Origin of the sequence: Nocardia sp. NBC_01730, assembly GCF_035920445.1 — a bacterium.
In the GTDB taxonomy this organism is placed as follows: domain Bacteria; phylum Actinomycetota; class Actinomycetes; order Mycobacteriales; family Mycobacteriaceae; genus Nocardia.
The window spans coordinates 2344631-2370225 of record NZ_CP109162.1 but is presented as its reverse complement, the minus strand read 5'-3'; the positions used below and the strand labels follow the sequence as shown (position 1 = coordinate 2370225).

At 66.3% G+C, this 25595-nt stretch carries 23 protein-coding genes; 6 read left to right on the top strand and 17 right to left on the bottom strand.

The window, feature by feature from the left end:
* From OHB12_RS09020 to OHB12_RS08975, 10 genes are all read right to left on the bottom strand, one after another.
* Complete coding sequence (locus OHB12_RS09020; RefSeq protein ID WP_327117967.1) at positions 1–1308, bottom strand: MFS transporter; 1308 nt, start codon at positions 1306–1308, stop codon at positions 1–3.
* A gap of 77 nt (positions 1309–1385) precedes the next feature.
* On the bottom strand, positions 1386–2057 hold the full coding sequence (locus OHB12_RS09015) for a class II aldolase/adducin family protein (protein WP_327117965.1): 672 nt from the start codon (positions 2055–2057) through the stop codon (positions 1386–1388).
* Complete coding sequence (otnK, locus tag OHB12_RS09010; protein WP_327117963.1) at positions 2054–3337, bottom strand: 3-oxo-tetronate kinase; 1284 nt, start codon at positions 3335–3337, stop codon at positions 2054–2056. Before otnK ends, OHB12_RS09015 begins: the two co-directional genes overlap by 4 nt.
* Position 3338: 1 nt before the next feature.
* Positions 3339–4298 (bottom strand): L-threonate dehydrogenase, encoded by a 960-nt coding sequence (ltnD, locus tag OHB12_RS09005; RefSeq protein ID WP_327120963.1) that lies wholly within the window; start codon positions 4296–4298, stop codon positions 3339–3341.
* Between the two features lie 366 nt (positions 4299–4664).
* A complete protein-coding gene (locus OHB12_RS09000) occupies positions 4665–5906 on the bottom strand; it encodes a PepSY-associated TM helix domain-containing protein (protein ID WP_327117961.1) in 1242 nt (413 codons plus the stop codon).
* Between the two features lie 369 nt (positions 5907–6275).
* On the bottom strand, positions 6276–6665 hold the full coding sequence (rbsD, locus tag OHB12_RS08995; protein WP_327117959.1) for a D-ribose pyranase: 390 nt from the start codon (positions 6663–6665) through the stop codon (positions 6276–6278).
* Between the two features lie 27 nt (positions 6666–6692).
* Positions 6693–7637 (bottom strand): PfkB family carbohydrate kinase, encoded by a 945-nt coding sequence (locus OHB12_RS08990; RefSeq protein WP_327117957.1) that lies wholly within the window; start codon positions 7635–7637, stop codon positions 6693–6695.
* A complete protein-coding gene (locus tag OHB12_RS08985; protein WP_327117955.1) occupies positions 7634–8404 on the bottom strand; it encodes an ATP-binding cassette domain-containing protein in 771 nt (256 codons plus the stop codon). The genes OHB12_RS08990 and OHB12_RS08985 overlap by 4 nt, the downstream gene beginning before the upstream one ends.
* Before the next feature lie 9 nt (positions 8405–8413).
* Positions 8414–9391: an ABC transporter permease gene (locus OHB12_RS08980; RefSeq protein ID WP_327117953.1), complete on the bottom strand. Its 978-nt coding sequence runs from the start codon at positions 9389–9391 to the stop codon at positions 8414–8416.
* Positions 9388–10383, bottom strand: a complete 996-nt coding sequence (locus OHB12_RS08975) for a sugar ABC transporter substrate-binding protein (RefSeq protein ID WP_327117951.1) — start codon at positions 10381–10383, stop codon at positions 9388–9390. Before OHB12_RS08975 ends, OHB12_RS08980 begins: the two co-directional genes overlap by 4 nt.
* 163 nt (positions 10384–10546) lie before the next feature.
* Between OHB12_RS08975 and OHB12_RS08970 the strand changes: the two genes are divergently transcribed.
* A complete protein-coding gene (locus tag OHB12_RS08970) occupies positions 10547–11551 on the top strand; it encodes a LacI family DNA-binding transcriptional regulator (protein WP_327117949.1) in 1005 nt (334 codons plus the stop codon).
* A gap of 166 nt (positions 11552–11717) precedes the next feature.
* On the opposite strand, the gene OHB12_RS08965 is transcribed toward OHB12_RS08970, so the two are convergent.
* The 4 genes from OHB12_RS08965 to OHB12_RS08950 all read right to left on the bottom strand — a co-directional run bounded on the left by OHB12_RS08965 (position 11718) and on the right by OHB12_RS08950 (position 17688).
* Positions 11718–13022 (bottom strand): cytochrome P450, encoded by a 1305-nt coding sequence (locus OHB12_RS08965; RefSeq protein ID WP_327117947.1) that lies wholly within the window; start codon positions 13020–13022, stop codon positions 11718–11720.
* A gap of 499 nt (positions 13023–13521) precedes the next feature.
* Complete coding sequence (locus OHB12_RS08960; protein ID WP_327117945.1) at positions 13522–14223, bottom strand: hypothetical protein; 702 nt, start codon at positions 14221–14223, stop codon at positions 13522–13524.
* Positions 14224–14274: 51 nt separating this feature from the next.
* Positions 14275–15600 carry an FAD-dependent oxidoreductase gene (locus OHB12_RS08955; protein WP_327117943.1) on the bottom strand — a complete coding sequence of 442 codons (1326 nt, stop codon included), beginning with the start codon at positions 15598–15600 and terminating at the stop codon, positions 14275–14277.
* 141 nt (positions 15601–15741) lie between these two features.
* Complete coding sequence (locus tag OHB12_RS08950; RefSeq protein WP_327117941.1) at positions 15742–17688, bottom strand: oxidoreductase; 1947 nt, start codon at positions 17686–17688, stop codon at positions 15742–15744.
* 223 nt (positions 17689–17911) lie between these two features.
* Between OHB12_RS08950 and OHB12_RS08945 the strand changes: the two genes are divergently transcribed.
* The 5 genes from OHB12_RS08945 (at position 17912) to OHB12_RS08925 (ending at position 23471) form a co-directional block, all read left to right on the top strand.
* Positions 17912–18949, top strand: a complete 1038-nt coding sequence (locus tag OHB12_RS08945) for an ABC transporter substrate-binding protein (RefSeq protein WP_327117939.1) — start codon at positions 17912–17914, stop codon at positions 18947–18949.
* A gap of 40 nt (positions 18950–18989) precedes the next feature.
* Entirely contained in the window at positions 18990–19778 is a 789-nt protein-coding gene (locus OHB12_RS08940) for an SDR family NAD(P)-dependent oxidoreductase (protein WP_327117937.1), read from the top strand.
* The gene (locus OHB12_RS08935) at positions 19775–20947 is read left to right on the top strand and encodes an ABC transporter ATP-binding protein (RefSeq protein WP_327117935.1); all 1173 of its coding nucleotides are present in this window, start codon (positions 19775–19777) and stop codon (positions 20945–20947) included. The genes OHB12_RS08940 and OHB12_RS08935 overlap by 4 nt, the downstream gene beginning before the upstream one ends.
* An 8-nt stretch (positions 20948–20955) precedes the next feature.
* Positions 20956–22644: an ABC transporter permease gene (locus OHB12_RS08930; RefSeq protein ID WP_442799993.1), complete on the top strand. Its 1689-nt coding sequence runs from the start codon at positions 20956–20958 to the stop codon at positions 22642–22644.
* Between the two features lie 62 nt (positions 22645–22706).
* Positions 22707–23471, top strand: coding sequence for an SDR family NAD(P)-dependent oxidoreductase (locus OHB12_RS08925; RefSeq protein ID WP_327117931.1), 765 nt, complete (start codon positions 22707–22709; stop codon positions 23469–23471).
* 34 nt (positions 23472–23505) lie between these two features.
* Here OHB12_RS08925 and OHB12_RS08920 read toward each other — a convergent pair whose 3' ends face one another.
* The 3 genes from OHB12_RS08920 to OHB12_RS08910 form a co-directional block, all read right to left on the bottom strand.
* Positions 23506–24525 carry an MBL fold metallo-hydrolase gene (locus OHB12_RS08920; RefSeq protein ID WP_327117929.1) on the bottom strand — a complete coding sequence of 340 codons (1020 nt, stop codon included), beginning with the start codon at positions 24523–24525 and terminating at the stop codon, positions 23506–23508.
* A complete protein-coding gene (locus OHB12_RS08915; protein ID WP_327117927.1) occupies positions 24522–24857 on the bottom strand; it encodes an EthD domain-containing protein in 336 nt (111 codons plus the stop codon). Before OHB12_RS08915 ends, OHB12_RS08920 begins: the two co-directional genes overlap by 4 nt.
* Before the next feature lie 71 nt (positions 24858–24928).
* Positions 24929–25552, bottom strand: a complete 624-nt coding sequence (locus tag OHB12_RS08910) for a TetR/AcrR family transcriptional regulator (RefSeq protein WP_327117925.1) — start codon at positions 25550–25552, stop codon at positions 24929–24931.
* Between the last annotated feature and the right edge of the window lie 43 nt (positions 25553–25595).

Sequence of the window (25595 nt, the reverse complement as noted above, 5' to 3'; positions counted from 1 at the left end):
TCAGCGGTTGACGGCCTGCTTTTTGGTGGTGAGCACTGCGCCGGCGCCGATGACCAGGGCGAACGCCAGGACGTACATCGGGATCGACGTCGAGCCGGTGGCGTCTTTGAGTGCGCCGATCATGTAGGGGCTGACGAAGCCTGCCAGGTTGCCCACCGAATTGATCGCGGCGATGCCTGCCGCGGCCGCCGCGCCGCCCAGGAATCCGGTGGGCAGCGACCAGAACAGCGGCGCGCAGGTGAGCACCCCGGCGGCGGCGATGGCCAGCGCGACGAGCGACAGCGTGGTCGACCCGGTCCAGCTTGCCGCGAGCGTGAAACCGACGGCCCCCATGAGTGATGGGATGACCAGATGCCAGCGGCGCTCGCGGCGCTTGTCGGCCGAACGGCTGAACAGGTTCATCGCGACGAGTGCGGCCAGGAACGGCACGGCGCTGAGCACCCCGACCGCGAGGCCACCCTTGATCCCGGTGGACTTGACGAAGGTGGGCATCCAGAAAGTCAGGGCGTACTGGCCCATCACGAAGCAGAAGTAGATGACGCTCATCAGCCATACCTTGGGTTCGCGGAATGCGTCCCACACCCGGCCGTGCACCGTCTGGTGCGCGGCATCGGCGGCGACCGCCCGCTCGACGATCGACTTCTCCTCGTCGGTGAGCCACTTCGCACTCCGCACACTGTTGTCGAGGTACAGCAGCGTGATCACGCCGACGACCACCGCGGGCAGCGCCTCGAGCAGGAACATCCACTGCCAGCCCTGCCAGCCGTGCACACCTTGGAACCGATCGATGATCCAGCCGGAGAGCGGGTTGCCGAAGATGCCGGCCACCGGGATGGCGGACATGAACATCGCGATCACCCTGGCCCGACGGTGGGACGGGAACCAGTAGGTGCAGTAGAGGATCACCCCCGGATAAAACCCCGCCTCGGCGGCGCCGAGGAGGAACCTGAGCACGTAGAACATCGTCTCGTTGGTGACGAATACGAACAACGCGGAGACCAGGCCCCAGCTGATCATGATCCGGGCTATCCAGACGCGGGCGCCGATGCGTTGCAGCAGCAGATTCGAGGGGACCTCGAAGAGGAAGTACCCGATGAAGAACAGGCCGGCACCGAGACCGAACGCCGCCTCACTGAACCCGAGGTCGTCGGACATCTGCAGTTTCGCGAAGCCGACATTGACCCGGTCCAGGTAGGACACGACGTAGCAAAGGATGAGGAATGGAACGATGCGGCGCACGACCTTGCGGAAGACGGCGTCCTCGCGGGCGAGGTCGGGCGTCTCGGTCGTCGTGATGGGCAGGGACATGATGTGGAACTTTCTCGGCGTTGAGGAGGGTACCGGGCGTGGCCGGCGAGGTGATTTCAGGACTACGTCGGCGCCGGTCACCAGGCGGCGTCGAAGGTGGACCTCAGCTCGTCGATGGCCGAGGCGTGCAGTGGCTCGGGGCGACGGTCGGTCAGCAGCCACAGGCGTGCGGTCTCCTCGAGTTCCTCGAGGACGGCGACGGCGGTGGCCGCGTCGGGACCCCAGACCACAGGGCCGAGCCGGTCCAGCAGAATGGCTCTGATCGGCGTCCCTCGTGCCGCACGGTCGGCGATCCGAGCGGTCACGAGGTCGGCCACGCGCGGGTCGCCGGGCCGGTGGTAGGGGATGAGCGGGACGTGTCCGACCTTCATCACGTAGTAGGGCGTGAGGGGTGGGAGCACGTCGTCGGGGTTCCACACGCCAGAGAGGGTGAGCGCGACCAGGTGTGTCGAATGGGTGTGGACGACGAAACGGGCTGCGGGGTCGGCGGCATAGATACGCTGATGCAGGGCCAGCGTCTTGCTGGCGCGGTCCCCGGCGATCTGCTCGCCATCCGCGTCGACCAGCGCGAGCCGGTCGGATTCGAGGAAGCCGAGAGCGGCGTCGGTCGGGGTGATCAGGTATTCGTCGCCGACTCTGCCGCTGATGTTGCCGGCGCTGGCGTGGACATAGCCGCGGGCGAACAGGCTCGTGCCTACCCGGACCATCTCCGCGCGCGCATCGTCCACCACGGTGCTGAGCGTGGTCATGCGGCAGCCTCCTGGTCCAGCAAGGCGAACGCGGTGGTGAAGAACTCGGCACCGCCGAAATTTCCGGATTTGAGCGTGATGTGGAGGGCGTCCCCGTCGGGAAGGGTTGCCGCGCACCACGGCACACCGGGGTCGATCTGCGGTCCGATTCGAAGCCCGGTGATGCCGAGGGCCTGTACCACCGCCCCCGAGGTTTCGCCACCGGCGACGACGAGCTGGCGAACGCCCTGCTCGACGAGCCCCTGCGCGACCCGGGCAAGGGTCCGCTCCACGAGTTCACCGGCCTCGGCAGCGCCGAGGCGGCCCTGGACGTCGCGGACCACCTGCGGTGACTCGGTGGAGTAGACCAGGATGGGGCCGTCCGCCAGGTGTGCCTCGGCGAAAGCCAATGCCTGACCGACGACGTCCGTGCCGGCCGCGACGCGCAACGGGTCCACGCTGAACGCGGGACGCCCGCTGCGCAGGTGCTCGTAAACCTGGCGGTTCGTCGCCGCGGAGACCGAACCGGAGACGATGGCCCGGCGGCCGTGCGGAGGTGGCAGCTGGGTAGCGGCCCTGGACGGTGCGAACCCCCAGTTCGCGGGCAGACCGATCGCCAGACCCGAGCCCGCGGTCACCAGCGGCATTCCCCGCACCGCCGCGGCCAAGTGCACAAGGTCGTCGTTGGAGAGGGCGTCGATGACCGCCACCGCGACGCCTTCCCTGATCAGGGCATCGATGCGTGACCGGATCGCCTTCGCGCCGTCCGCGACGACCGTGTAGTCGATGAGGCCGACCGCTCGCGTCGTCTGCGCGCCGAGGACCGAGACCAAGTTCGAGTCGGTCATCGGTGTGAGCGGGTGCTGGCGCATGCTGCTCTCGCTGAGCAGCACATCGCCGACGAACAGATGGCCTTTGAAGACTGTTCGCCCATTGTCGGGGAACGCCGGGGTAGCGATGGTGAAGTCGGCGCCCACCGCCTCCATCAGGGCCTCGGTCACCGGACCGATGTTCCCTTCCGGCGTCGAGTCGAAAGTGGAGCAGTACTTGAAGTAGATCTGGTCGGCACCCGCGGACCGCAACCAGGCGAGTGCCCGGAGTGCGGCGGCGACGGCGTCGGCGGCCGGGATCGTGCGCGATTTGAGCGCGATGACCACGGCGTCGGCGTCGATCTCTCGCTTCGCGTCAGCGGGTGGCACCCCGATCAGCTGGATCACGCGCATACCTGCGCGCACCAGATTGTTGGCCAGGTCCGTGGCGCCGGTGTGATCGTCGGCGATGCAGCCGAGTCGGATTCCCATGTCAGACCTCGGCCCGCTTGGGCAGCTCGATGCCCGGGAAGATCTTGATGACCGCGCTGTCGTCCTCGGCTCCCAGACCGGAGGCAGATGCCTGGCGGAACATCGCATGCGCCGTTTCGGCGAGCGGGAGCGGGAACTGTTGCGGCCGTGCGGACTCGAGCACGATGCCCAGGTCTTTGACGAAGATGTCGACCGCGGACAGCGGAGTGAAGTCGCCGGCCAGCACATGGGCCATGCGATTCTCGAACATCCACGAGTTGCCTGCGCTGTGCGTGATGACCTCGTAGAGCGCCTCGGCCGGTACGCCTGCCTGAATGCCAAGAGCCATCGCCTCGGCCGCCGCGGCGATGTGCACGCCCGCCAGCAGCTGGTTCACGATCTTGACCTGCGAGCCGAGTCCGGCGTGGTCGCCAAGGCGGTAGACCCTGCTGCTCATGGCCTCGAGCACCGGGTCGGCGACCGCGTATGCCGCGGTGGAGCCCGACGTCATCATGGTGAGCTCGCCGGTCGCGGCGCGCGCGGCACCACCAGAGATGGGTGCATCAAGGTAGAGCACACCCTTTTCGGCCAGGCGCCCTTCGAGTTCGGCGGACCAGCCGGGGGCGACCGTGGAGCACATCACGAAGACAGCGCCCGGCCCGAGCTTGTCTGCCACCCCGTCAGCGAACAGGACTGATTCGACCTGAGCCGCGTTGACTACCACACCGACCAGGACATCCACCGTGGCAGCCAGGTCCAGGGCGGAAGCGAATGCTGTCCCGCCGTCGTGGGCGAAGGCCTCGGCCACCTCCGATCGCAGGTCGTGGACGCCGACGTCGTACCCGGCGTTCCGCAGGCTGCGGGCCATGCCGAGCCCCATGGCTCCGAGCCCGACCACGCCCACGCGCGGCCGCGCGGACCTGTCCTCTGCCGGTCTGTGCTGGTCGTCCATCGCCCATCCTTGTTGTGTGTTCGGTGCGATGCCACGCCAGGCGCGGCCTCCTAATGTGATCAGGTCATATGATGACCCGATATGTGATTGCAGACACTGTGATGTTTATCACATTCATGCTGGGAATGGTTCCCCTACCTCTCTTGGCGTCACGCAGAATCCGATCGCAAGCGTCTACGGCATGTGGTCGGGCTCTACTGCGATGGAGGCTGTTGGATCCGCACCAACTCTGACCGGGTCACCCCCTATGGGCGGTGGCGAGCGATCCGCACCCCCGCACGCTCTCGGATCAGGCACGTCGCTGGACGGGCGCGTCTCGTGTAGTTCAGATCTTCCGCAAGGTGTCGGAGTGCGTTTCGCCCACCGGGTATATCCGAGGTGCCCGTGATTTCTCGCTTATGCGTTGTCGCTGCTCGATTCGGTGCGCCCCGAAGCGTCTACCGAGCCGAATGGTGGGCCGCCGCGCGGCTGGGCGGCTCGTCTGCGGTGCTGGGTAGCGCGCTTGACAAGCCAGGTGGAGAGGCCGGTGACGGCGAGGGCCAGTGGGGTGAGGCCGAAGAGGAGCCAGATCAGGCGCCACCAGCTGTTGACCAGCCAGCCGAAGTGAGCAGCTTGGAAGACCTGGTCGTAGAAGCTGTTGGCGAGCGGCCGCGCCTGGCTGGAGTCGACGGTCATCGTGTCCGTGGGGTCGTTGGCGTTGATGTAGACGAAGACGTCGCCGCTGTAGAAGGCTCGATTTTCGTAGGGGGAGTAGGCGTCGGCGGCCGCGATGGCGGCGCGGTAGTAGTTGGTGGATTCGGTGGGAAGCATGAGGTAGGCGAGTCGGCCGGGGACTTGATGGAGGGCGAGGTCGGAGGCTTCGGTGATGGAGATCGTCCGGGTCTCGGGGGGTGCTTGCCTGGGGATGAAGCTGTCTTGTGGCAATGCGGTGACGGGCTCGCCGCCCGTTATGGCCAGCCAAGCTCGTTCCACCGCGGGAAATTCGAAAGCGGCGCCGGTGATTCCCCACATGAGCAGGAAAGGGACGCTGACGATGCCGATGACGTTGTGCAGGTCGCGGTCACGGGCGAAGCGGCCCTTTCTGGTTCGTACCCGGAAGCCGTGGCGCAAACGCTGCACGGACGGCCACCATATGATGGCGCCCGACACCGCGAGCAACACCAGAAGTAGACCCACAGTGCTGAGAATCAGCGCCGCCCAGGTGAAGCCGAGAATCGGTACGTGTCCGTTGACAGCAGGCACGGCACCCGCGTAGCGGAAGCAGCCGAAGGCGCAGTTGTGCAGGTTTTGTAGCAAGCCGAGTGCGCCGTCGGTGATACTCGCGTGTTCGTTGATTCGTCCGGTACCGGGGTCCACCGAGTAGGCCGCGGTACGGTCGCGGTCGCCGACGGCGATCACGCCGCCGTCCGAACCGACCCAGCCGACGTCGAAGTCAGGGTCGGCGGTTCGCACCAGGTCCACTGCCTGCTCGGTCGTCACGACCGGCGGGGTGTCGGTGTGCTGGTAGAACGACGGGTGGCTCGCACGGAACAGTTCCGCGTGATACAGCAGGACCGCTCCTGAGGTCGACTGGATCACCAACACGAGCCCGAGAACCAGCGACGACCAGCGGTGAGAAACGATCAGCGTCCGGCGCACCGGCTTTCGTTTTCGGATGCGAGCCGGAGATGCGCTGCCTCGATCGGCGCGTACGTCTGCCGATCGACGGCTGGACGTAGGGTTGTCGACACCGTCCGTCCGCACCCTGGCTCGAGTCATAAAGCAAAGGCTAACCTAATTATTGGTGGCGCAGCAGATACCAAATGCCTGTCGGCGATCAGGAGGCCGGCAGCGGTCGACGAGTAGACGCCTGTCGATTCCGCAACCGGACCCGAGTTCTCGACGGCTTCGGCATGCATCGACGCAGCGCGGAGTTCGGGCTGATAGTAGGCAGGCCACGGCCCGAGTTCGCCGATCGCAGTGAGGCATGGGGCCCTGGGGATTTGCCTTCGCCGGACCTTCCGCCCACTACAGCCAGGGGACCCCCGCCCGCAGCAACACATTCGCATAAGGCTGGGCCTCTCCGGTGCGAACTACGAAGCGACAGTGCCCGATGTGCCGCTTGAAGTCGTCGTGGTCGATGAGTTCGGCCTGCAGGCGATCCGTGAGCAGCGCTGCCGCTTCAGGGTTCTGGTCGGCGACGTCACGGCTGCCCCAGGCTGCCTCGACGGTGACCTCGCGCAGGATCAGGTCGAGCACCGGCTCGAATCGAGGGAATCCGTAGCTGATTCCAAGATCGATGACCGGCACGCCGACGGGCACCGGAAGCCCGGAGTCGCTGACAGCGAACAGGTCGGTGTGGCGCAGCGCGGTGAGCGCCGAAAGTAGTTCGGCGTGAATGAGTCCGGTGGTCCGCAAGTTCGGTTCCTTTTCGAAGAGGGTGGTTCAGTCGAGCCGCTGAGTCAGGGGAAGGGCCGCGAGCGCGGTGACCACCTGATCTCGGGTGGGGTAGGAGGCGTGGGTCCCGGGAGACTGCACCGCGACGGCCGCGGCGGCGGTCGCGAAGGCCACGGAGTTGCCCAGGTCCGATCCGTCGGCGAGTGCTGTGGCCAGCGCGCCGACGAACGCGTCGCCGGCTCCGGTGGAATCCACCGCATTCACCTGTGGTGCGGGTTGATACGTCCCGGCGACAGTCGCTGATTCCTCGATGCGGCGGGCCCAGACCGAACCGGAGGCACCCAGCGTGGCGACCACGGACGGTATCCCGCGCAGGCATAGGGCGCGGGCCTGATCGAATGCCTCCTCAGGCGTCTCCGCCGTCACCCCGCTGAACGTAGACAGCTCGGATTCGTTGACGATCAGCGGGTCACAGCGGCGCAGTAGTTCATCCGCCAGCGCCGCGGCAGGGGCGGCGTTGAGCACGAACCGGCGGGCGCGCCGCGCCGCCCAAGCCACCACCGGCACCGGCACTTCCAGTTGGGCGACAACGACATCCGCCGAGCCGAGCAGCTCGGCCTCGGCCAGAGTGCCGAGCTCGGTCTCCGACTCCCAGTGGAAGTTGGCGCCGGGATCGACGACGATCTGGTTCTCGCCGTCGGCGACGGTGATGTAGGCCCTCCCGGTCCGCGCGCCGGGGACCTCGCGCAGCGCAGTGAGCCCGATGCCGTATTCGCGCAATGATTTCCGCAGCTCCGGATCCGCATCCTGGCCGACCCTGGCCACGAATTCGACCCGGCCACCGGCGCGGGCCGCCGCGACGGCCTGATTGGAACCCTTGCCGCCCACGTTGGTTCGCGACCGGAGCGACAGCACCGTTTCCCCTGGCCCGGGCAGCCGTTCCACCTCGCACACCACGTCCTGGTTGACCGATCCCAGGACGACGACCTTCACGAGGCTCCCTCTGCCGCGGCGACCTCGAGGTTGCCGGGCGCGGCGCCGGTGATCAGCGCGACCAGCCGGTCGCCGTCGACCTCGTCGATTCGATGCGCCGCAACGGATCTGCCGCGGCGCAGCACCACCACGTTGTCGCAGATGCGCATCACCTGCGCCAGGTCGTGGCTGATGATGAGTACCGTGACACCGCGGTCCCGCAGGCCATGCACGAGTTTCTCCACCGCGGCGGTCTCGCGCACGCCCAGTGCGGCTGTCGGCTCGTCCATGATCACCATCGACTTGCCCCAGGCCACGGCCCTCGCGATGGCGATGCTCTGGCGCTGGCCGCCGCTCATCCGGCGCACGGTGGTGCGGACCGAGGGCACGTCGACGTCGAGGTCGCGCAGGATCTCCCCGCTGCGGGCGATCATCGCCTTGCGGTTGACGATGCCGAGTGGATACACCAGCTCCCGGTTGAGGAACAGGTTCTGCCATACGGCCAGATCATCGATGAGCGCGAGGTCCTGGTAGACGGTCTCGATACCCATCTTGCGCGCGTCCTCGGGGGAGCGCAGCCGCACCGACTCGCCCCGGAACAGAATCTGCCCCGAATCCGGCGGCTGCACCCCGGTGAGGCAGCGCACGAGCGTGGACTTGCCTGCGCCGTTGTCGCCGACCAGTGCGGTCACCTCGCCTTCCGGAATTGTCATCGTGACTCCGGCCAGCGCGCGGACCGAGTCGAACGACTTGGTGAGGTCGCGGGCCTCGAGCAATGGAATCGACATGACGTCGGCCTACTTTCGGAATCGGGAGATCCCGGCGGCCAGCAGCAGCACGGCGCCGACGGCGACCGGCTGGTAGTACTGCGAGATGCCGAGAATCGTGAACCCGTTGATCAGCGAGGTGAACAGCACAGCACCGCACACGGTGCCGAGCACCGACGCCTTGCCGCCGCTGAGCGACGAGCCGCCGAGCACCACCGCCGCGATCGAGCTCAACAGGTAGGTGGTCTGCACGGACGGGTCGGCGCCGCCGTTACGGGCGACAAGCATGACGCCTGCGACGCCGCACAGCAGCCCGGCTATCGCGTAGGCGAACAGTCGGATGCGGTCCACCGAGATACCGGTGTCACGCGCGGCTTCCAGCCGCCCGCCGGTCGCGAGGAGATGGGTGCCGATCCGGGTGCGGAAGATGATGCCGGCCACGACCAGCGCCGCCACTAGCGCCAGCAGCCAGAACCAGCGCACCGGGCCGATGCCGTCCAGCGCGAGCCGTTGCAGGAAGCGGGAATTCACCGCGACCGTGTTCCCGTGCGTCAGCAGCAGGGTGCAGCCGCTGAGCACGCTCAGCATGCCGAGCGTGACCACGAAATCGGTCATGTGCAGCCGCCCGACCAGCAGGCCGTTGACCACGCCGACCGCGAGGCCGCCGAGAATCGCCACGACTATGCCGGCCGTCACCGAATGCCCGTGGCTGGTCATGTAGCCGAGCAGAGCGGCCGACCAGGGTAGGTTGGCGCCGACCGACAGATCGATGCCGCCGACGGTGATCGCGAACTGCTGGCCCAGCGCCAGCACGGTCAGGATCGTCGAGGCGACCAGCAGATCGCCGATATTGTCGAGAGTCAGGAAGTTCGGGGTGGCGATGAAGAACGCCACCCACAGCACGACCAGGGCGAGCGGAGCCGCGAATTCGGCGACCTTGGGGAGGATCCCCGTGCGCCCCTCACGCGCACGGGGATCTGCCGGTGCGATGTTTGCGGCGGCCGTCACTTGTTCAGCAGTCCTTCCAGCGGGCTGTCGAACGCGACGATCGGGCGCGGAAACGCGGAGATCTGCTGATCGACGTTGTCCTTGCCGATGAACGCGATCGGTGAGACCACTCGCTCGGGCAGCTTCTTGCCGTGATGCTGGGCCAGGCAGCCCTGGACCGCGAGTTGGCCTTCTGCGTAGGGGTATTGGGTCACCGTGCCATAGAGGGTGCCTGCCTTGACCGCAGCGAGAGCCGCCTGGATGCCGTCGACGGAGATCACCTTGATCTGGTCGGTCTTACCGGCGTTCTTGATCGCCTGCGCCGCGCCGAGGCCCATGGTGTCGTTGGCGGCGAAGATGCCGGTGATGTCGGGGTGCGCCTTCAGGATCGCCTCGGTGACCTGCAGTCCCTTGTCCTGTTCATAGTCGGCGGGCGCCTTCTGTACGACGTCCAGCTTGCCCGCGACGGTGTCGCTGAAGCCCTTGTCGCGGTTGATCCCGTTCTGCTCGCCGGCAATCCCCTGCAGGATGGCCACCTTGCCGGTGCCGCCGAGCGCTTCCAGCATCTTCTGGCCCGCGATCCGGCCTGCGTCGAGATTGTCCGAACCGATGAACCCGGCGTAGGACACTCCGGCCTGCTCGGAGGCCTTCGGGTCGATCTGGGTGTCGAGGTTGATGATCGGGATGTTCTTGCGGGCCACCGCCGTGAGTGGGGTGATCACGTTGGTGCTGTTGACCGGAACCACTCCGAAGCAGTCGTAGCCTTGCGCGGCCATGGTAGAGATCTGGGCGTTCTCGCCGTCGGCGTCTGTCTCGGACTGACCGGCCTGCACCGTCACCTTGACTCCGAGCTCGGCCCCCTCCGCGAGCGCGCCGTCCCGCAGCGCAGCCCAGTAGGGGTTGGTGAAGTTGCGGGTGACAATTGCGATCTTGAAATCCCCCGAGCTCCCGTCATCGCCACCGCGACCGCAGGCTGCCGCAGCGAGCGCGCCGACGAGGACAAGCGGCGCCATTGCACGCCTGAATCGAGCATTCATGGTGTGTTCGACCTATCCGTATCCGATCATCAACTCGTGTTGATCAACTCGAGTTGATGAGTAGTCTGTGACTCGAGTCACCAACTGTCAAGAGGCGCCGCGAAATGCTCGCCTGGCGGTCGAACAAGGAGAGATCTGGATGGCAGTCACACGAGCCGACGTGGCCCGCTTGGCCGGCACGTCCCCTGCCCTGGTGAGCTACGTGCTCAATGGCGGCCCGCGGCAGGTCGCGCCCGCGACCCGGGCCCGCATCGAGGCCGCTATCGCCGAACTCGGCTACCGCCCCAATATGTCCGCGCGCAGCCTGCGCATGAACCGCGGTCACGCGCTCGGCATGGTGATCCCCGACGGGGCGAACCCGTTCTTCGCCGAACTGTCCGCGGTCATCGAGGCGGCTGCGTTCGCCAAGGGGTATCCGCTGTTCGTCGGCAATGCCGCCGGGGACGAGGCGCGCGAACGCGCCTACGTGCGCACGTTCATCGACCGCCGCGTCGAAGGAATGCTGGCCATCTCCTCCTCGTGGGGGACCGGCATCGCCGACGCGTGCGAGGAGGCCGGCATGGTGCTGGTCGCGCTGGACCGCATCATCGATCCAGCGCGCTGCGCCCACGTGATGTGCGATTCGGTGGCCGGCGCGCAAGAGGCCGTCGCGCATCTCATCGGGCACGGCCACCGCGACATCGCCTGCCTCAGCGGTCCGCATGTCTCCACCGCCGAGGACCGCGTGCAGGGCTACCGGAACGCGCTGGCGGCCGCGGAATTGCCCGAAGGTCCTATCGTGCGAACCGATTTCGGCGGTGCGGCCGGGTATCGGGGCCTGACCGAACTCATGACCGGCCCACGTAAACCGACCGCAGTGTTCGTCACCAGCGATTTGCAGGCCATGGGCATGCTTCGCGCGGCCTACGACGCAGGCCTGCGGGTACCCGACGACCTTGCGGTGATCGGGTTCGACGGCATCGAGTACTCCCGCTACACCCGGCCGGGACTGACCACGATGGTGCAGCCTGCGCGGCGCATCGCCGAGATGGCGGTGGACCTGCTGCTGGAACAGATCGAGAACCGGTCCCCCCGGCCCGGGGTGGTGAATCTCGCTGCGGAACTGAAGACCCGTGGCTCATGCGGCTGTTCCGACGAGTTCTGAAAGGCCTGAGTCCGCAGGCGGTTCGGGCTAGCCGGTGGCTTTGCCGATTCAGGTGACGCCGTCGGCCGAGTCCTGCGGGTTCTCGGGAGTGCCCAGTGTCGTGGCTCGACGATGGCAGCCGAGTCGAACGCCCGACGCCCACGTTCTGGACGAGTCGAGCGGCAGATCACGAATGTGCGGCCGACCAAGGAGCCGATTCGCCGTGCACGTTCAGCGGAGAAGAGGGAGGGAATGTGACCGGAAGTGCCGTCAAGGCCCGGTGGAAGGGACCCGGCCGCCAGGTCGGCGCGCCGTCCGGTAGGTCCAGCCGCATCTCGGGCAGCGCATCGAGAAGCTGATCGATCGCGTCCTGAGCGATCAGGTAGGACAAGGATTGGGCGGGGCAGGCGTGTGGGCCGAGGCCCCATGCCAGATGCGAGCGATTGCCCGTCTGCTCCTCCGTCCGGATCGCTGGGTCGTTGTTGCAGGCGGCCATGCTGATGACGACCGGCTGATGTGCGGGCAGCCAGACGCCGTCGACGAGGATCGGCTGACGAGGGTAGGTGATCAGGAGGTTCGCGAGGGGTGGGTCGTTGAACAAGACCTCGTCCAGGGCGTCGCGGGTGGACAGGTTCCCACCCAGGACACTTCCGCCGAACCGCTCGTCGGTCAGGATCAGTAGCAAGGTGTTGACGATCAAGTTCAGCTGGAACTCGATCCCCGTGCCGTAGACCTGGGACACGTGGTGGGAGACTTCCACGTCGTCCAGCGCGGAAGGATGCTGCAGCAGCACCGAGGTGATATCGCTTCGGGGTTCGGACCGTTTGAGCGTCACCAGGTTCATCAGCGCCTCGCCGAGCATCTGGTTGCCTTTTTCGGCATCGACACCTTCGAGCAACGCCGCAGTTCCCGCGGCGACCTGCTGCCCTATCTCCGGCGGGCAGCCGAGCAGAGCATTGACGACTTCGAACACCAGTGGAAACACATACTGGCGGACCAGATCCACACTGCCGTCCTGGCAGAAGGAGTTGATCAGCGGGATAGCGATCTCCTCCATGGTGTCGTGGAGTGCGTACAGATCTACCTCGTCGATGCTTGCGGTAATAGCCTGCCGGTAGCGCGTGAAGTCTGCCCCGGTACTTCTGCTCGCCATGGGCCGCCACTCCAGCAGCGGGAGGATGGGGCAGTCAGCAGGCACGTTCTTCTGCCAGGTGCGCGGATCGGCAGGGAAGTGCTCGGGATCGTTGAGAATCCGCACCGCGGTGCTGTAGCCGATCACCAATGTCGCCGGCACGCCCGGCGCGAGCTCCACCGGCGCCAAAGAGCCGTACTGCGCTCGCATTCGCCGGTAGGTGTGGTGCGGATCGTCGGCGAACTCCGGCGAGTGCAGCGGCACTCGCGGGTCGTCGGAATCGATCGGCGAGCCGTGGAAGACCGGGCAGGATTGGGCTTGCATTCGGGACAGCGGCGTACTCAAAAGATGGAACTCCATACTGTTCGTGGGCACTGCGGGTGGTGGAGCACGGATTCCGTGCCGAATCGCTGCTCCGGAGAGCGCGCTACCTGGTTCCGGCAGGAACCGGTTGATGGTACAGCGCCGGGCCTGATATCGAACGTCCACTGCACGGCAACGTGATTCGGCCGTCTCGGCCGGTACGAGCAACGGCCGGTGTGCGGTGATCGCTTCGGTCGTACGGACTTCGAGTCGCCCTGACGTGGGTTCGGTCGCAGTATTCTGCGGCGCCGTGCACTGCTCTTGATAGTGACTGGCGTTTCATCAGATGCCCAGGGCGCCAAGCGAATCGTGATCATCCAGGGCGGTGGTGATTCGCTTCAACAGTGTCAAACAGGTTTCGTCCGTCTGCATCTTGGGTTGGTATACCGCCCGGCCAGTTGTGAATGCCCATGCCGCGTAGGCGAACATAGACTGTTGTCGGCGCGCCGAGCCGCCCGCATCCGATCATCGGGCGCGGGCGGCAGGCGCTATCGGACTACTTGACTGTGAACGGGGCGGTGATGGTGGTCTGGTACTGGATGAAGGCTGCGATCGACACCGGGGCGCCGACGAAGATGGCACCGGCCAGCACGCCGATCGGGGCCAGCGCGGCCGCGCCGATGAGGCAGCCCGCGAGCGGGCCTGCGCCGAAAAGCGTGGCAAGTGGCCCGGTGAGCGCGGTGCCCGCCGCACCGCCGAGTAGACATCCGATGGCGCCGACGCCGACCGCGCCGACAACCGCGCCGATGATCGAACTGGTAGTGATGGTCGAGGTCAATCGGGTCCAGGCCGCCACCTCCCGGTCGTACGGGGTCTTCCACGGCGCTGTGTCCTCGAAAGGAAGGGCGACGGGGTTGTAATGCGCGCGCTCCCTATCGACTGCGGGGGTGAGTCTGGCGGTGTTTCCCTCGATATCGGCGTCGATGGGGAACGCAATGTCGTCGATGTTGAACTCGAGCGGAACGCCCGCCAGGATCTCCCCGGTGTTGGAGCGAATCTGGAACTGGCCGTTGTCGACGATGAGCTTGCCGGCGTCCACGCTGATCACCGCGGTGTTGCCGTCCTGATAGGCCTGGTAGTTCACGCCGGGCGCCAGTCCGACGTCCAGCGATGGCGGTTCCGCCGCCGCGGTGGTGGCGCCGAGCACGGTCGACGTGGCTACCAGCGCGAGCGCGACAGCGGTCTTGTTGATGTACATAGTTTCCTTATTCCTCATCATTCGGTGGGTTGGTTGACGCATGGACTGTGGTTATGCGGCGCGCCTCGCGGCCGCGGTATCAGCGGCGGACAGGCCGAAGACCAGTGCGGGCGCGATCCCGCCCGCATAGGCGTGGTCGTAGAGGCCGCCGATATCGGACCCGGCCGCGTAGAGCCCGTCGATGGTGCCGCCCGCCGCGCCGAGGACACGGCCGTTGGCGTCGATACGGATGCCGTGGAACGGGAAGGTCAGCGCAGGACAGGTTTCGATGACGTAGTAAGGCCCCTGGTCGAGCGGCGTCGAATCATGGGTGAGCGCCGGTCGTGCCTCGGCTCCGGAGGTGTTCGCGGCCCGGATCCGGTCGGCGATGGCAGTGCCGTCGTAGCCCCACCCCCGCGGCAGATAGGCGAAGTCAGTGAGGGTCTCGGCCAGCCCGCATCGGCCGCCGCGGCGCTGTGTGAGGTCGAACTTGTCGATCGCGACAGCGCCCTCGACGTAGCTGCCGAGAACCCAATCGCGATACACCCGTTCGTCGGCGACGAGCAGGCCGCGCGCCTGCGGCTGGTCGAGCAGCCGCATCGCACTCAGATGATCGCCGAGGGTTTCGTCGGTGAACCGCCGATTCTCCAGGTTGAACAGCAGCGCGTGCTCGCTGTAATACAGCGACAGCGCAACGAAATCGGCGGGATCGCGGAATGGGACGCCGGTCGGCACGAGGTGTCCGTAGAAGCCGGAGCATTGTTTGCCGGTCGCGGCGCCGACGCTCTCGGCCAGGCGCAGTCCGTCGCCGGTGCTGGCCGGGTTGGAGCGCAGCTGCATCGTGTTCGCGTGCGGATGGATGTACTTGCCGATCAGTTCGGTGTCGGCCTGGAAGCCGCCGGTCGCGAGAATCGTCGCGGCGCAGCGGATCTCGCATTCGGTGCCGTCCGAGCGGCGCACTCGCGCACCGGCGACCGCTCCGTCCCGAGTGTGCAGCGCAAGGGTTTCGGCGCCGGTGAACAGTTCACCCGCGCCGCTGATCCGACGCCGGCATTCCTCGATGTATTGGTTGGTGTCGATCTGATGACCGATGCCGTAACGCAGGATCGGCACCGCGTCGGCACAGGCTACGCCCAGTGCGCGGATCCACGCGATCGCGTCGGGGAACCCGTCGACGAGTGCGCGGCGCAGGGCTGGGTCACCCTCCGGGTTCACCTCGTCCATCACCGCGTGCGTCGGCGCCGTCCATGCGTATCCGGCGTACCTCGCGGAACCGCCGACCGCGGCCGCCTTCTCGACGACCATGACGGCGCTGCCTCGATCCAGCGACCGGACCGCCGCGGTGAGCCCGGCCATCCCACCGCCGATCACGAGTACGTCTGTGTGAATCACCTGCATGTCGCTCCCTCAGCACTATCGCGGCGGTAAGACACCGGACGAAGCTCTTTTAACTGAAATCAGTTCGAACATGGAAAATGGAGTGGCCCCTTTGCTCTGTTCACCCGGAGGGGTCGAGTCGGGTGACCGCCCGGGCGAACCTCAGCCGATCCGAGCCGGGGAACGATCGGCGCTGTGGATGATCGCTTCCGCCGCCGCGTACCCTTCGGCAATGGCATGCGCGACCCGGCGTGGCACGATCGCGTCACCGACGATCTGCACCCGGGCTCGTGGCAGTTGCCGTGGGAACTGCCGCCAGTCGGTGGCCATCCGCTCTCCCGCGACCACGACCCGATCGCAGCGCAGCTGGGACAATCGTCCGGACAGCAGGTTTCGGAAGGTCACGGTGATGTCCGTGTCGGTGCGTGACACGTCGGTAGGCGCCGATTCCACGATGAACTCGACCGGGCTGCCTGTCAGGCGTTTCATCAACTGGACTCGGCTCTCGGCGGGAATCGCCGACGCGACCGCCGGACCGGGTACCAGCACGGTGACCTGGGTGGCGCCCACCACCAAGGCTGCCTCGACCACGCTGATCGTCGGCCAGTATCCATAGCCGTCATCGACGATCACCACCCGATTCCCCGGCCATATCTGGTGCGGATCCGTCAGTATCGATGTCGTCGTCACCGCACCGGGCGTGAGCTTCTCTATGGCTCCGGTCGCGATGACCACTTCGTCGAAATCGTCCAGATCCTGTGGTCTCACCCGATGCCCGAGCTCGAGGGTCGCGCCGCCGAGGTTGTCCCGGTAGAACCGCAGCAACGTCGACCAGCCGGCCCGGTTCGGCGCCTGCGTGGCGGACCACAGTTGTCCGCCGATCCGTGGGCTCGCCTCGAACAGCGTGATGTCGTGGGTTGCGGCCAACCGCACGGTGGCCTCCAGTCCGGCGGGTCCGGCGCCGACGACTGCCACCCGGCGCGCGCTGTCCGGTTTCGGGCCGAACCGCAGGGGCGCGGCCGGGCGTGCGGGCAGGCCCGGCGGGCCCAGTGTCGGATTCACCGAGCAGAGCAGCGCCGGGGTGAATGAACGGCAGTCCTCGTTGCACGAAACGCACGGGCGGATCCGGGAATCGTCACCGCGCAGCAGTTTGCGGGCGAAGTGCGGGTCTGCGATGAACGGCCTGGCCATGCCGACGAGATCCGCCCCGGCAGACAAGGCCGATTCGATGTCGTTCCGGGACCGAAATGCCTGCGAGACGAGTAGCGGGCGGGTGGTCGCGGACCGGAGGCGGTGCAGCTGCGGCAGCAGAGGTGGTCCGGCGTCGGCCATATCGCGGACATAGGTGGTGCGCACCCCCGCGGTCACGTTGATGTAATCGAACATGTCGAGCAGTGGTAGCAGTTCGCACAAGCCGTCGAGATCCTGTCCGGCCTCTTCCGCCCCGTCGATCGAGACGCGCACGCCGAGAACGAGGTCAGGGCATGCCGCAGTGATCGCGGCGTGCAGCTGGTGCAGAATTCGCACGCGGGCGCCGATCGTGTTCGCGTCGGACCGATCGTTGGACGACGCGGACAGGAACTGCGCCAACAGATAACCGTGCGCGGCGTGTAGTTCGACAGCGGGAAAGCCTGCCGCTACAGCGTGGCGTGAGCTGATGGCGAAGTCCGTGATGACTCGCTCGATATCGTCGTCGGTCATCGTCCGGGCGCGGACCGGCTCGCGGGGAGACCGGATATCCGAGGGTGCTATCGGGTGCTCCCAGATATCGGCGCCCAATGTCTCGCGTCCGAGATGGGCCAACTGACAAACCGGGACCGCGCCCTCTCGTGCGATCGCGCCAGCGCGCTTTCGCAGTCCAGCCACGGCCTCCGGCCGCCATGCCTCGGTGATATTGCCGACCCGGTTCGCCGAATCCGAACTCACGACTGTTCCGCCCGCGATCACCATGGCGGCGCCACCGGCGGCACAGCGCTGCCAGTAGTCGTCGTCTCCCGGCTGCGCCAGTCCGCCGGCGACTGCGCCGGATCCGTGCGCCGTGGCGACCAGGCGGTTGTGCAGGTGCAGGGGACCGATCCGCAGGGGTGATGACACCTGGTGAGAGACCACCGTTCCTCCTTGAACTGGATTCACTTCATATTATTGGCACAAAGTGATTGACACCACAATGGGTTTCGCCTACGTTTCAAACTGACATCAGTTCAGTTAGGTGAGGGATGAGATGTTGTTCTTATGCCGCGGTCTGCGGCGTCTCGCTGCCCTTCGCCGATATCGGGACGTGCTGGCACGTCGATCACCAGCTGCGACGCAGCACCCGCAGGAGAGTTAGCGCATGAAATTGCTGTTCAAGGCTGTCGCCGCGTTCGCGGCACTCGCCATTGCATCGGTACTGGCGGCCTGCGGGGGAGGTTCTGGATCGACGAAACCCGTCTCGGGAAGCTGGGCCGACGTCGTCGCCGCGGCCGAAAAGGAAGGCAGTGTGCTGCTGTACTCGAGTCAGAAGCCAGCCAATCTCGAAGCTCTCGAGGTGGCGTTCGAAGCCAAGTACCCTCGGATCGACCTGAAGTTCGTTCGTGGCACCGACGCGGACCTCAATCCGCGGGTGGAGACCGAGAACAGAACCGGCAAGGGTACCGCGGACGTGCACATGCTCACCGATGCCGCGTGGGTCGCCACCGCGGCGCAGTCGGGTACCTACTCGACTGAGCTGGTGGGACCCGACCTTAAGGCGCCCGAGTACCAGCCGCAGTCGAGCGTGCTCGAGAACCGCTTCGCTCTCAGCAGCGCCGCAGTCTTCGCATTAGGGTGGAACACCAGCGCGGTTCCGGGCGGGTTGAAGTCCCCGCAAGACATCCTCGATCCCAAATACCGCGGCAAGATCGGGATCGTCAATCCCACCGGTATCGCCGCGTACGTGGATCTGTACCGGCACTACGCCGCCACCTATGGTGCGGACTACTGGGAGCGGATGGCCGAGCTGAAGCCACGGGTATACCCGAGTGCGCTCGGGATCGCCCAGGCGCTCACCTCGGGTGAGATCGTGGTCACTCCTTCGGTGCAGCCGCTGGTGACCGAAGTAGGCGCCGGGGCACCGGTCGACTGGGCCTTGCCGCCGTCGCCGTGGGGAACGCCTTGGTACAGCCACGTTCTGACCGTCGCGCCGCATCCGAACGCCGCGCAGGTGCTTGTCGACTTCATGGTCACCCGCGAGGGGCAGACCGCGCTCAACGGCGGCTACGCGGCGGCATTGCCGGACATCCCAGGAGCGGTGGCGCAGGCCCAGCAGATCGCCTCGCCGGATCCGCGAGAGCTGACGCCGGAGAAAGTGACGCAGTACTCCCAGGAATGGGCGAGGCATTTCCAGAGCTGATCGGTCCCATACCGCGCCAACGGATCAACGAAGGGCAGTCATGGACGATATCGCCGAGCCGCTGCGTGGCATGAATGTGCTGGTGACCGGGGCATCCGGTGGAATAGGCGGTGCCACCGCCGAGCTGTTCGCGGCGAAGGGCGCAACGGTCTACCTCACCGATGTCGACGACGCCGCGGGACAAGACCGGGCGCGGCGGCTCGGCCCCAGCGCGCACTACCGCAGACTGGACGTGACCGACGAATCCGATTGGCGAGCAGTCGTCTCCGAAATGGAATGGGCGGGACATCCGCTGCGAGTGCTGGTGAACAGCGCGGGCACGGCGATGAAAGCGCCGCTCGCGCAGACCACACTGGCGCAGTTCCGCAGGATGATCGACCTGCATTTGGTCGGCACCTTCCTCGGATTGCAGGCCGCCGCGTCGGCGATGACCACCGGGGGGACGGTCGTCACCATCTCGTCATTGCGCGGTGTGCTCGCGACGGCCGGACTCGGGGCATACGGGGCCGCGAAGTTCGGCGTGCGGGCCCTGACCAAAGTCGCCGCACTCGAACTGGCGGAGCGCGGTATCCGGGTCAACTCGGTGTGTCCGGGCAGTATCGACACCGAGATCACCTCGGTCCCGGATTTCGCCGCCGACGATGTCGGGTCCTACGTCCGCACGATTCCCATGCAGCGGCGGGGCACGCCGGACGAGGTCGCCAAGGTGATCTTGTTCCTGGCCGGCGCCGACAGTAGCTACGTCACCGGCATAGATCTCCTCGTCGACGGCGGTACCGCCGCCGGCGTGCGTACCCCGAGAAAACAAGACACAGAAGGCATGAGATGACGTCGCAATTCACCGTCTCCGGTCTCACCAAGACCTATGGATCCACTGTCGTCGTCGACCAGCTCGATCTGACGATCGAAGAGGGCCAGTTCCTGGTTCTGCTCGGGCCGAGCGGCTGTGGTAAGACAACGACGCTGCGCTGCCTCGCCGGTTTGGAAACGCCACAGGGCGGTTCGATCACATTCAAGGATCGCGCGGTCTTCGACGCATCGGCCAGGCTGAACGTGCCCGCGCACAAACGGAATGTCGGCATGGTCTTCCAGTCCTATGCGCTGTGGCCGCATATGACTGTCCGCAAGAATATTCAGTACCCGCTGAAGGTGCGCAAGATGAAGGAGGCCGTGGCCGAGGGCGCAGTCGAAGCCGCCGCCGAGATGGTCGACTGTGCCATGCTGCTCGACCGCTACCCGTCGCAACTCAGCGGTGGGCAGCAGCAGCGGGTCGCCGTCGCCCGTGGTCTGGTGGCGCGGCCGGATCTGGTGCTGTTCGACGAGCCGCTCAGCAACCTCGACGCGCGGCTGCGTGACCAGGTGCGCTCGCAGATCCACCAGCTGCACCAACGGCTGGGGTTCACCGCGGTTTTCGTCACTCACGACCAGGCGGAGGCGTTCGCGTTGGGCGACCGCCTGGCCATCATGAATTCCGGCAAGATCGAGCAGTACGACGCGCCGGAGCGGGTCTTCGAGAATCCGGTCTCGGAATACGTCGCCGCCTTCATCGGGATGGGCAATCGCCTGCTGCTGCGGCGCGGGCACGACGGGTGGACGACCTCCGCCGGTGACGCCATCGACCTGACCCACGCCGTGGTCCGGGACGCGGCCGACCAGCAGGCGACTGCCGTGGCGAGACTGCGACCGGATGACGTGCAGTTGCACGCTGCGATGGATGACGTGCCGCTGGGCAATGTCGCCCTGCACGCCGAACTGGTGACCTACGAGTACGGCGGGCGGCATTTCGACGTCACGGTCAAGACCGGCGCCGAGCAGCTGACTCTGCGCGCCCCCGCCGCCGAATACGGCTCCGCGCTGCGTAACAGCCGCCCCGGCGCACCACTGATCGTCAGCTTCTCGCCCGCCAGCCTGCGGGTGTTCGCTGCTCCGGACGACTACGACCCCCCTGGGTCCGGGACGCGGGTGCCTGTGACCGTGAGCGCGGGAGGACGTGCCTGATGGCCACGATGAGTACCACTGCCGGCGCGTCGTTCGCCATCCCGGCACAGTGGCGGGCTCGAATCGGATACCTGGCGTTGCTGGTGGTGCTCGCCTACCTGGTGGTACTGCCGATGATCCGGCTGCAGTCGCTGGCGTTCGAGGACGGCGCGCGGGGTTACCGCGCGCAGTACACCCGCTTCGATATCGCGGAGACTATCCAGACCACCATCGCGCTCGCACTGGGGTCGCTGACGATCGCGTTGGTGCTCGGCACCCTGCTGGCCTTCGCCGCCAGCAGGCTTCCGGACCGGCTCGCGTTCCTACGTGTCGTCCCGATCCTGCCGATCGTCCTGCCCGCGGTGGCCAATATCGTCGGCTGGGCCTTCCTCCTGTCTCCCGGCCCGGGCTACCTCAATGTGCTGCTGCGGAAAATGCCCTGGTGGACCGGTTCGGACACCGGGCCGATCGACGTCTACACCGTGCCGTGGATCATCATCCTCACCGGCTTCGGGCTGACGTCATTCGTCTATCTCTTCGTCAGCGCCGGTATGCAGAACATCAGCTCCGAACATCTCGAGGCCGCTCAGATCAGCGGTTCCTCGACCGTCGGCGTGTTCTTCCGAGTCGTACTGCCGTTGCTGCGGCCGTCGTTGATCTATGGCGGCGGCATCGCGCTGCTGCTCGGGCTCGGCCAGTTCACCGGCCCGCTGCTGCTCGGTCAGAACCATGGCGTGAAGGTACTCACCACCGAGATGTACCGCCGGGTGTCGGAATCGCCGTCGGATTTCGCGGCGGCGGCGGCCGCGGGCTCTCCGCTGGTGATCTTCGGACTTGCCCTGGTACTGATCCAGAAGGCGTTGCTGGGCAATCAGTCCCGGTTCGTCACCCACGGCGGGAAGGCGTTCGCGCCCTCGACAGGACGCTCCGGCTGGGCCACTGCGACGATCGCGATCTACGCGTTGTTCGCACTGGCCATTCCGCTGGTGGGCCTGGTCATCGTGTCGTTGACACCGTACTGGTCGGGCTCGCTGTCCTGGGACCTGCTGACCCTCGACAACTTTCGCGCGCTCGCTTCGGACAACGCGATCGTGGAATCGGTGCTCACCAGTGTCTCGACCTCCCTGGGAGCCGTGGTGATCTGTGTGCCCCTCGGGTATCTCATGGCCACTCTGCTGGTCCGCGGCAGGCGTTTCACAGTACTGGCCCTGCTCGCCGACCTGATCACCGCGCTGCCGCTCGGTATTCCGGCCGTGATCTTCGGTGTCGGCTTCCTGCTGACCTATACCGAGCCGCCGCTGATCCTGTACGGGACCAGAACCGTGATCATCCTGGTCTATATCGTGCTGATGCTGCCGTATGCGACCCGAATGCAGATGACCGCCATGCTTGCGCTCGGCAACACCTACAGCGAGGCATCGGCGACCAGCGGCGCGTCACCGCTGGTGACGAACCTGCGGGTGATGTTGCCGCTGATGCGCCCGACCATTCTCAGCGCCGTGGCGTTGATGTTCATCCTGCTGACCCACGAGTTCGCCGCGTCACTGCTGGTGCGGGCCTCGACCACCCAGGTGATGGGGACGCTGCTGTTCGACCTGTGGCAGAACGGCTCGTATCCGCTGGTGGCCGCGATGGCCCTGCTGATGACGGCGGTGACAACGGCGGGCGTCGCGGTCGCGATGCTGGTGGGTGGCCGGAACGTGCTGAACAAGCTGTGACCGAGTCCGGGAGCCCTCGGGCCCCTGGTCGACACAAATCACTGACAGAGAAGGGCCGCACTATGCCATCGGGCCTGTCCAGACTGCAAGGCAAGGTCGTGCTGGTGACCGGTTCGACCGGCGGGATCGGCGTAGAGATCGTGCGCAGGCTTGCGGATGAAGGTGCTTCGGTGGTCGTGACCGATCTCGACGCGACCGCGTGCGCTCGACTGGTAACAGCGACGGCCCATCCCGAACGGCATCTCGCGTCGGGGCTGGACATCACTCGGGAGAATCAGTGGCGCGATGTCGTCGCCGGTGTCCGCGAGCGCTTCGCCGGTCTGGACGGCCTCGTCAACAATGGCGCCATCGGCAGCCTTGCCTCGGTCGTAGACGAGGATCTCGACCGGTACAACCGGGTGATCGAGGTAAGTCAGACCGGCACCTGGTTGGGAATGAAACACGCGGGCGCGCTGATCGAGCAGAGCGGGGGAGGTGCCGTCGTCAACCTCTGTTCGATCCTCGGCACCGTGGGCGGGCTCGGTAACAGCCTGGCTTACGCCGCGGCCAAGGGCGCGGTCCGGACCATGACCAAGAACGCCGCCCTGCATTGGGCGACGAGAGGCGTTCGGGTCAACTCCATCCATCCCGGATTCATCGAGACCGAGCAGTTGCTGGAGCGGTACGGCGGCAGCGAACGGTACCAGGCGATGCTCGCCAAGACGCCGATGGGCCGGCTCGGCCGCGGCGCGGAGGTCGCCGCTGCGGTCGCCTTCCTGACCGGGGACGACTCGACCTTCGTCACCGGCACCGAGCTCTATGTGGACGGTGGTTGGACCTGCGCCTGAGGCAATCGGTCGACGGCAGGCGTGGACGTCTTCTTCAGCGCGCGATGGAGAAGACATCCACGCCGTCGTTGTCCTTCACCGTCAGCATGTTCCGCGCGACCAGGACGTCGAGATGCGCCATGGTCTCGCAGGTGGCCACCATCTGATTGAAGGTGTCCAATGTCGTGAACCGGCGTTCGCGCCGGGTCCAGGTCAGCGCCGCGGCGACCGCACGACCGGTGCATGGCTCCAGATCCGCGACCACGGCGAGGATCTGGGCGAAACGGCGGTCGTGATGGGCGAGCAGATCACGCGCTCGCTGCCCGACGCTGCCGCCGACCGGTCCGTGCGCGGGCAGCATCGTCTGGTCGTCGTCATCGCGCAGCATCGTCAGCGACCGCAGGAAGTTGTCCAGCGGCAGGTCCCACGGGCCCAGTTCGAATCCGATCGACGGGGTGATCGTGGGCAGCAGGTGATCTCCTGTGAAGATCAGCCGTCGTCGACGATCGTGAAAGACCATATGCCCCTTGGTGTGTCCGGGTGTCGCGAGAACTCGCAGATCGTGTCCGGCGAGCGAAACCGAACCCGGGCGCAACCAGTGGTCGGGCTGCTCCCAGTCTTGCGGGTCGAAGGGCTCGGCGACGCTGTCGGCGTAGGCGCGCGCGGCGATATCGGCCGCGTCGGCGCGTCGCAGTTCACGCAGCGAACTGTCCGGCACGCTGCTGGCCAGCAGTCGGATCGCGTCGAGTCCCGGCGATTCGTCGGCGCCGAGATGAATACGACAGCCGTGCCTGCGGCGCAGCTCGACCGCGAAGGTGTAGTGGTCGCGGTGGATATGGGTGACGAACACATCGTGGATCTCGTCGGGGGAGCGGCCGATGCGCCCGAGCGCGGCGGAGAGTTCGCGGTGCGTATCCGGGCGGTGCCATCCCCCATCGACGAGCGCGAGACCGTTGTCGGTCTCCAGAATGTAGACATTGACCGCGCGCAGGCCATCCTGCGGTAGTTGCAGAGGGATGCGATGGATGCCCTCGGCGATCGGAAAGCAGCCGGGTTCGGTCCAGGGGGCGCTCATTCGGTGGAGACGGCGAGCGGCACCATTGTCTGCTCCTCTCCGAACCAAATCATGCGCCGCCCGCGCATCGCACCGACATTCCGCACCGCGGCTTTCCATTCCGGGCTCGCCAGGGCGGCGTCGAGCGCCGCACGGGATTCGAAACTCAATATCGACAGCCCGTCCCAGCCTGCGGACTTCTCGTCGGCCGAATCGAGCAGTTCAGTGTGCTGCCAGCGCAGCAGTCCCGGTAGTGGATAGGTCACTTCGGCGTGTTCACCGCGCCACCACTCGATGAACTGATCGTGCGACCAGTCGCTGGGGCGGGATGCCAGAACGATGAGGTTGTACATCAGCTGCTCCTAGCTGAATTCTGTTTGGTTTTCGGGTGCGCGCGGAATCCGGCACCTGGCCGCGGCGGTGCCTACTGTCGCACCATCCGAACAGCCGCGTCGGTGACGGTTTCGGTGATCTGAGCCAAGGTGAGGTCACCGTCTGGCCGGTACCAGCGCCATACGCTGATGACCACGCCGAGCACCAGCCGCCCGAGAATTCGGGGCTCCTCGCCGGTGAAAGTCCCGGCGTCGATTCCCCGGGCGATCAACTCGGTCCAATTCCGCTCGATCTCCTGCACCAATTCCCGGGACCGCAGGCGCTCAGCCTCTTCTTTCTCCGATTGGCGCTGCGTCGCCAGCAGATCCATATGGTTCTGCAGAATTCGTCGCTGCAGAGCATCGGTAGGTGTGGCGCGCAGGGCGGCGGCCACCGCGGACCGCAGGGCTTGCTCGGGATCTACTTCGTCCGCGGTCGCGGTCGCGAAACGTTCGACGGAATCGGCCAATTCGAGTCGCATGATCGTCAGCAGGCAGTGGGCCTTCGACTCGAAATAGTGGTACAGGGCGGTCTGTCCGATTCCGACCTCGTCGGCGATCGCCGCCCATTTGGTGTGCTCGTAACCGATTCGTCCGAATTGCTCGATGGCGGCGGCGAGGATATTGCCGCGTTTCGAGCGCGAGCTTTCCCGGCGTACTCCGGTGTCAACGGTCATGAGCGCAAATACCCCCGGTATCGAGTGTGTATGGATGCTTCAA

Excerpts from the sequence above, each read along its gene's own strand:
- OHB12_RS09020 (WP_327117967.1), bottom strand. The coding sequence starts at position 1,308 with ATGTCCCTGCCCATCACGACGACCGAGACGCCCGACCTCGCCCGCGAG.
- OHB12_RS09015 (WP_327117965.1), bottom strand. The coding sequence starts at position 2,057 with ATGACCACGCTCAGCACCGTGGTGGACGATGCGCGCGCGGAGATGGTC.
- otnK (WP_327117963.1), bottom strand. The coding sequence starts at position 3,337 with ATGGGAATCCGACTCGGCTGCATCGCCGACGATCACACCGGCGCCACG.
- OHB12_RS08985 (WP_327117955.1), bottom strand. The coding sequence starts at position 8,404 with ATGTCGATTCCATTGCTCGAGGCCCGCGACCTCACCAAGTCGTTCGAC.
- OHB12_RS08975 (WP_327117951.1), bottom strand. The coding sequence starts at position 10,383 with ATGGCGCCGCTTGTCCTCGTCGGCGCGCTCGCTGCGGCAGCCTGCGGT.
- OHB12_RS08970 (WP_327117949.1), top strand. The coding sequence starts at position 10,547 with ATGGCAGTCACACGAGCCGACGTGGCCCGCTTGGCCGGCACGTCCCCT.
- OHB12_RS08965 (WP_327117947.1), bottom strand. The coding sequence starts at position 13,022 with ATGGAGTTCCATCTTTTGAGTACGCCGCTGTCCCGAATGCAAGCCCAA.
- OHB12_RS08960 (WP_327117945.1), bottom strand. The coding sequence starts at position 14,223 with ATGTACATCAACAAGACCGCTGTCGCGCTCGCGCTGGTAGCCACGTCG.
- OHB12_RS08955 (WP_327117943.1), bottom strand. The coding sequence starts at position 15,600 with ATGCAGGTGATTCACACAGACGTACTCGTGATCGGCGGTGGGATGGCC.
- OHB12_RS08945 (WP_327117939.1), top strand. The coding sequence starts at position 17,912 with ATGAAATTGCTGTTCAAGGCTGTCGCCGCGTTCGCGGCACTCGCCATT.
- OHB12_RS08940 (WP_327117937.1), top strand. The coding sequence starts at position 18,990 with ATGGACGATATCGCCGAGCCGCTGCGTGGCATGAATGTGCTGGTGACC.
- OHB12_RS08935 (WP_327117935.1), top strand. The coding sequence starts at position 19,775 with ATGACGTCGCAATTCACCGTCTCCGGTCTCACCAAGACCTATGGATCC.
- OHB12_RS08930 (WP_442799993.1), top strand. The coding sequence starts at position 20,956 with ATGAGTACCACTGCCGGCGCGTCGTTCGCCATCCCGGCACAGTGGCGG.
- OHB12_RS08925 (WP_327117931.1), top strand. The coding sequence starts at position 22,707 with ATGCCATCGGGCCTGTCCAGACTGCAAGGCAAGGTCGTGCTGGTGACC.
- OHB12_RS08920 (WP_327117929.1), bottom strand. The coding sequence starts at position 24,525 with ATGAGCGCCCCCTGGACCGAACCCGGCTGCTTTCCGATCGCCGAGGGC.
- OHB12_RS08915 (WP_327117927.1), bottom strand. The coding sequence starts at position 24,857 with ATGTACAACCTCATCGTTCTGGCATCCCGCCCCAGCGACTGGTCGCAC.
- OHB12_RS08910 (WP_327117925.1), bottom strand. The coding sequence starts at position 25,552 with ATGACCGTTGACACCGGAGTACGCCGGGAAAGCTCGCGCTCGAAACGC.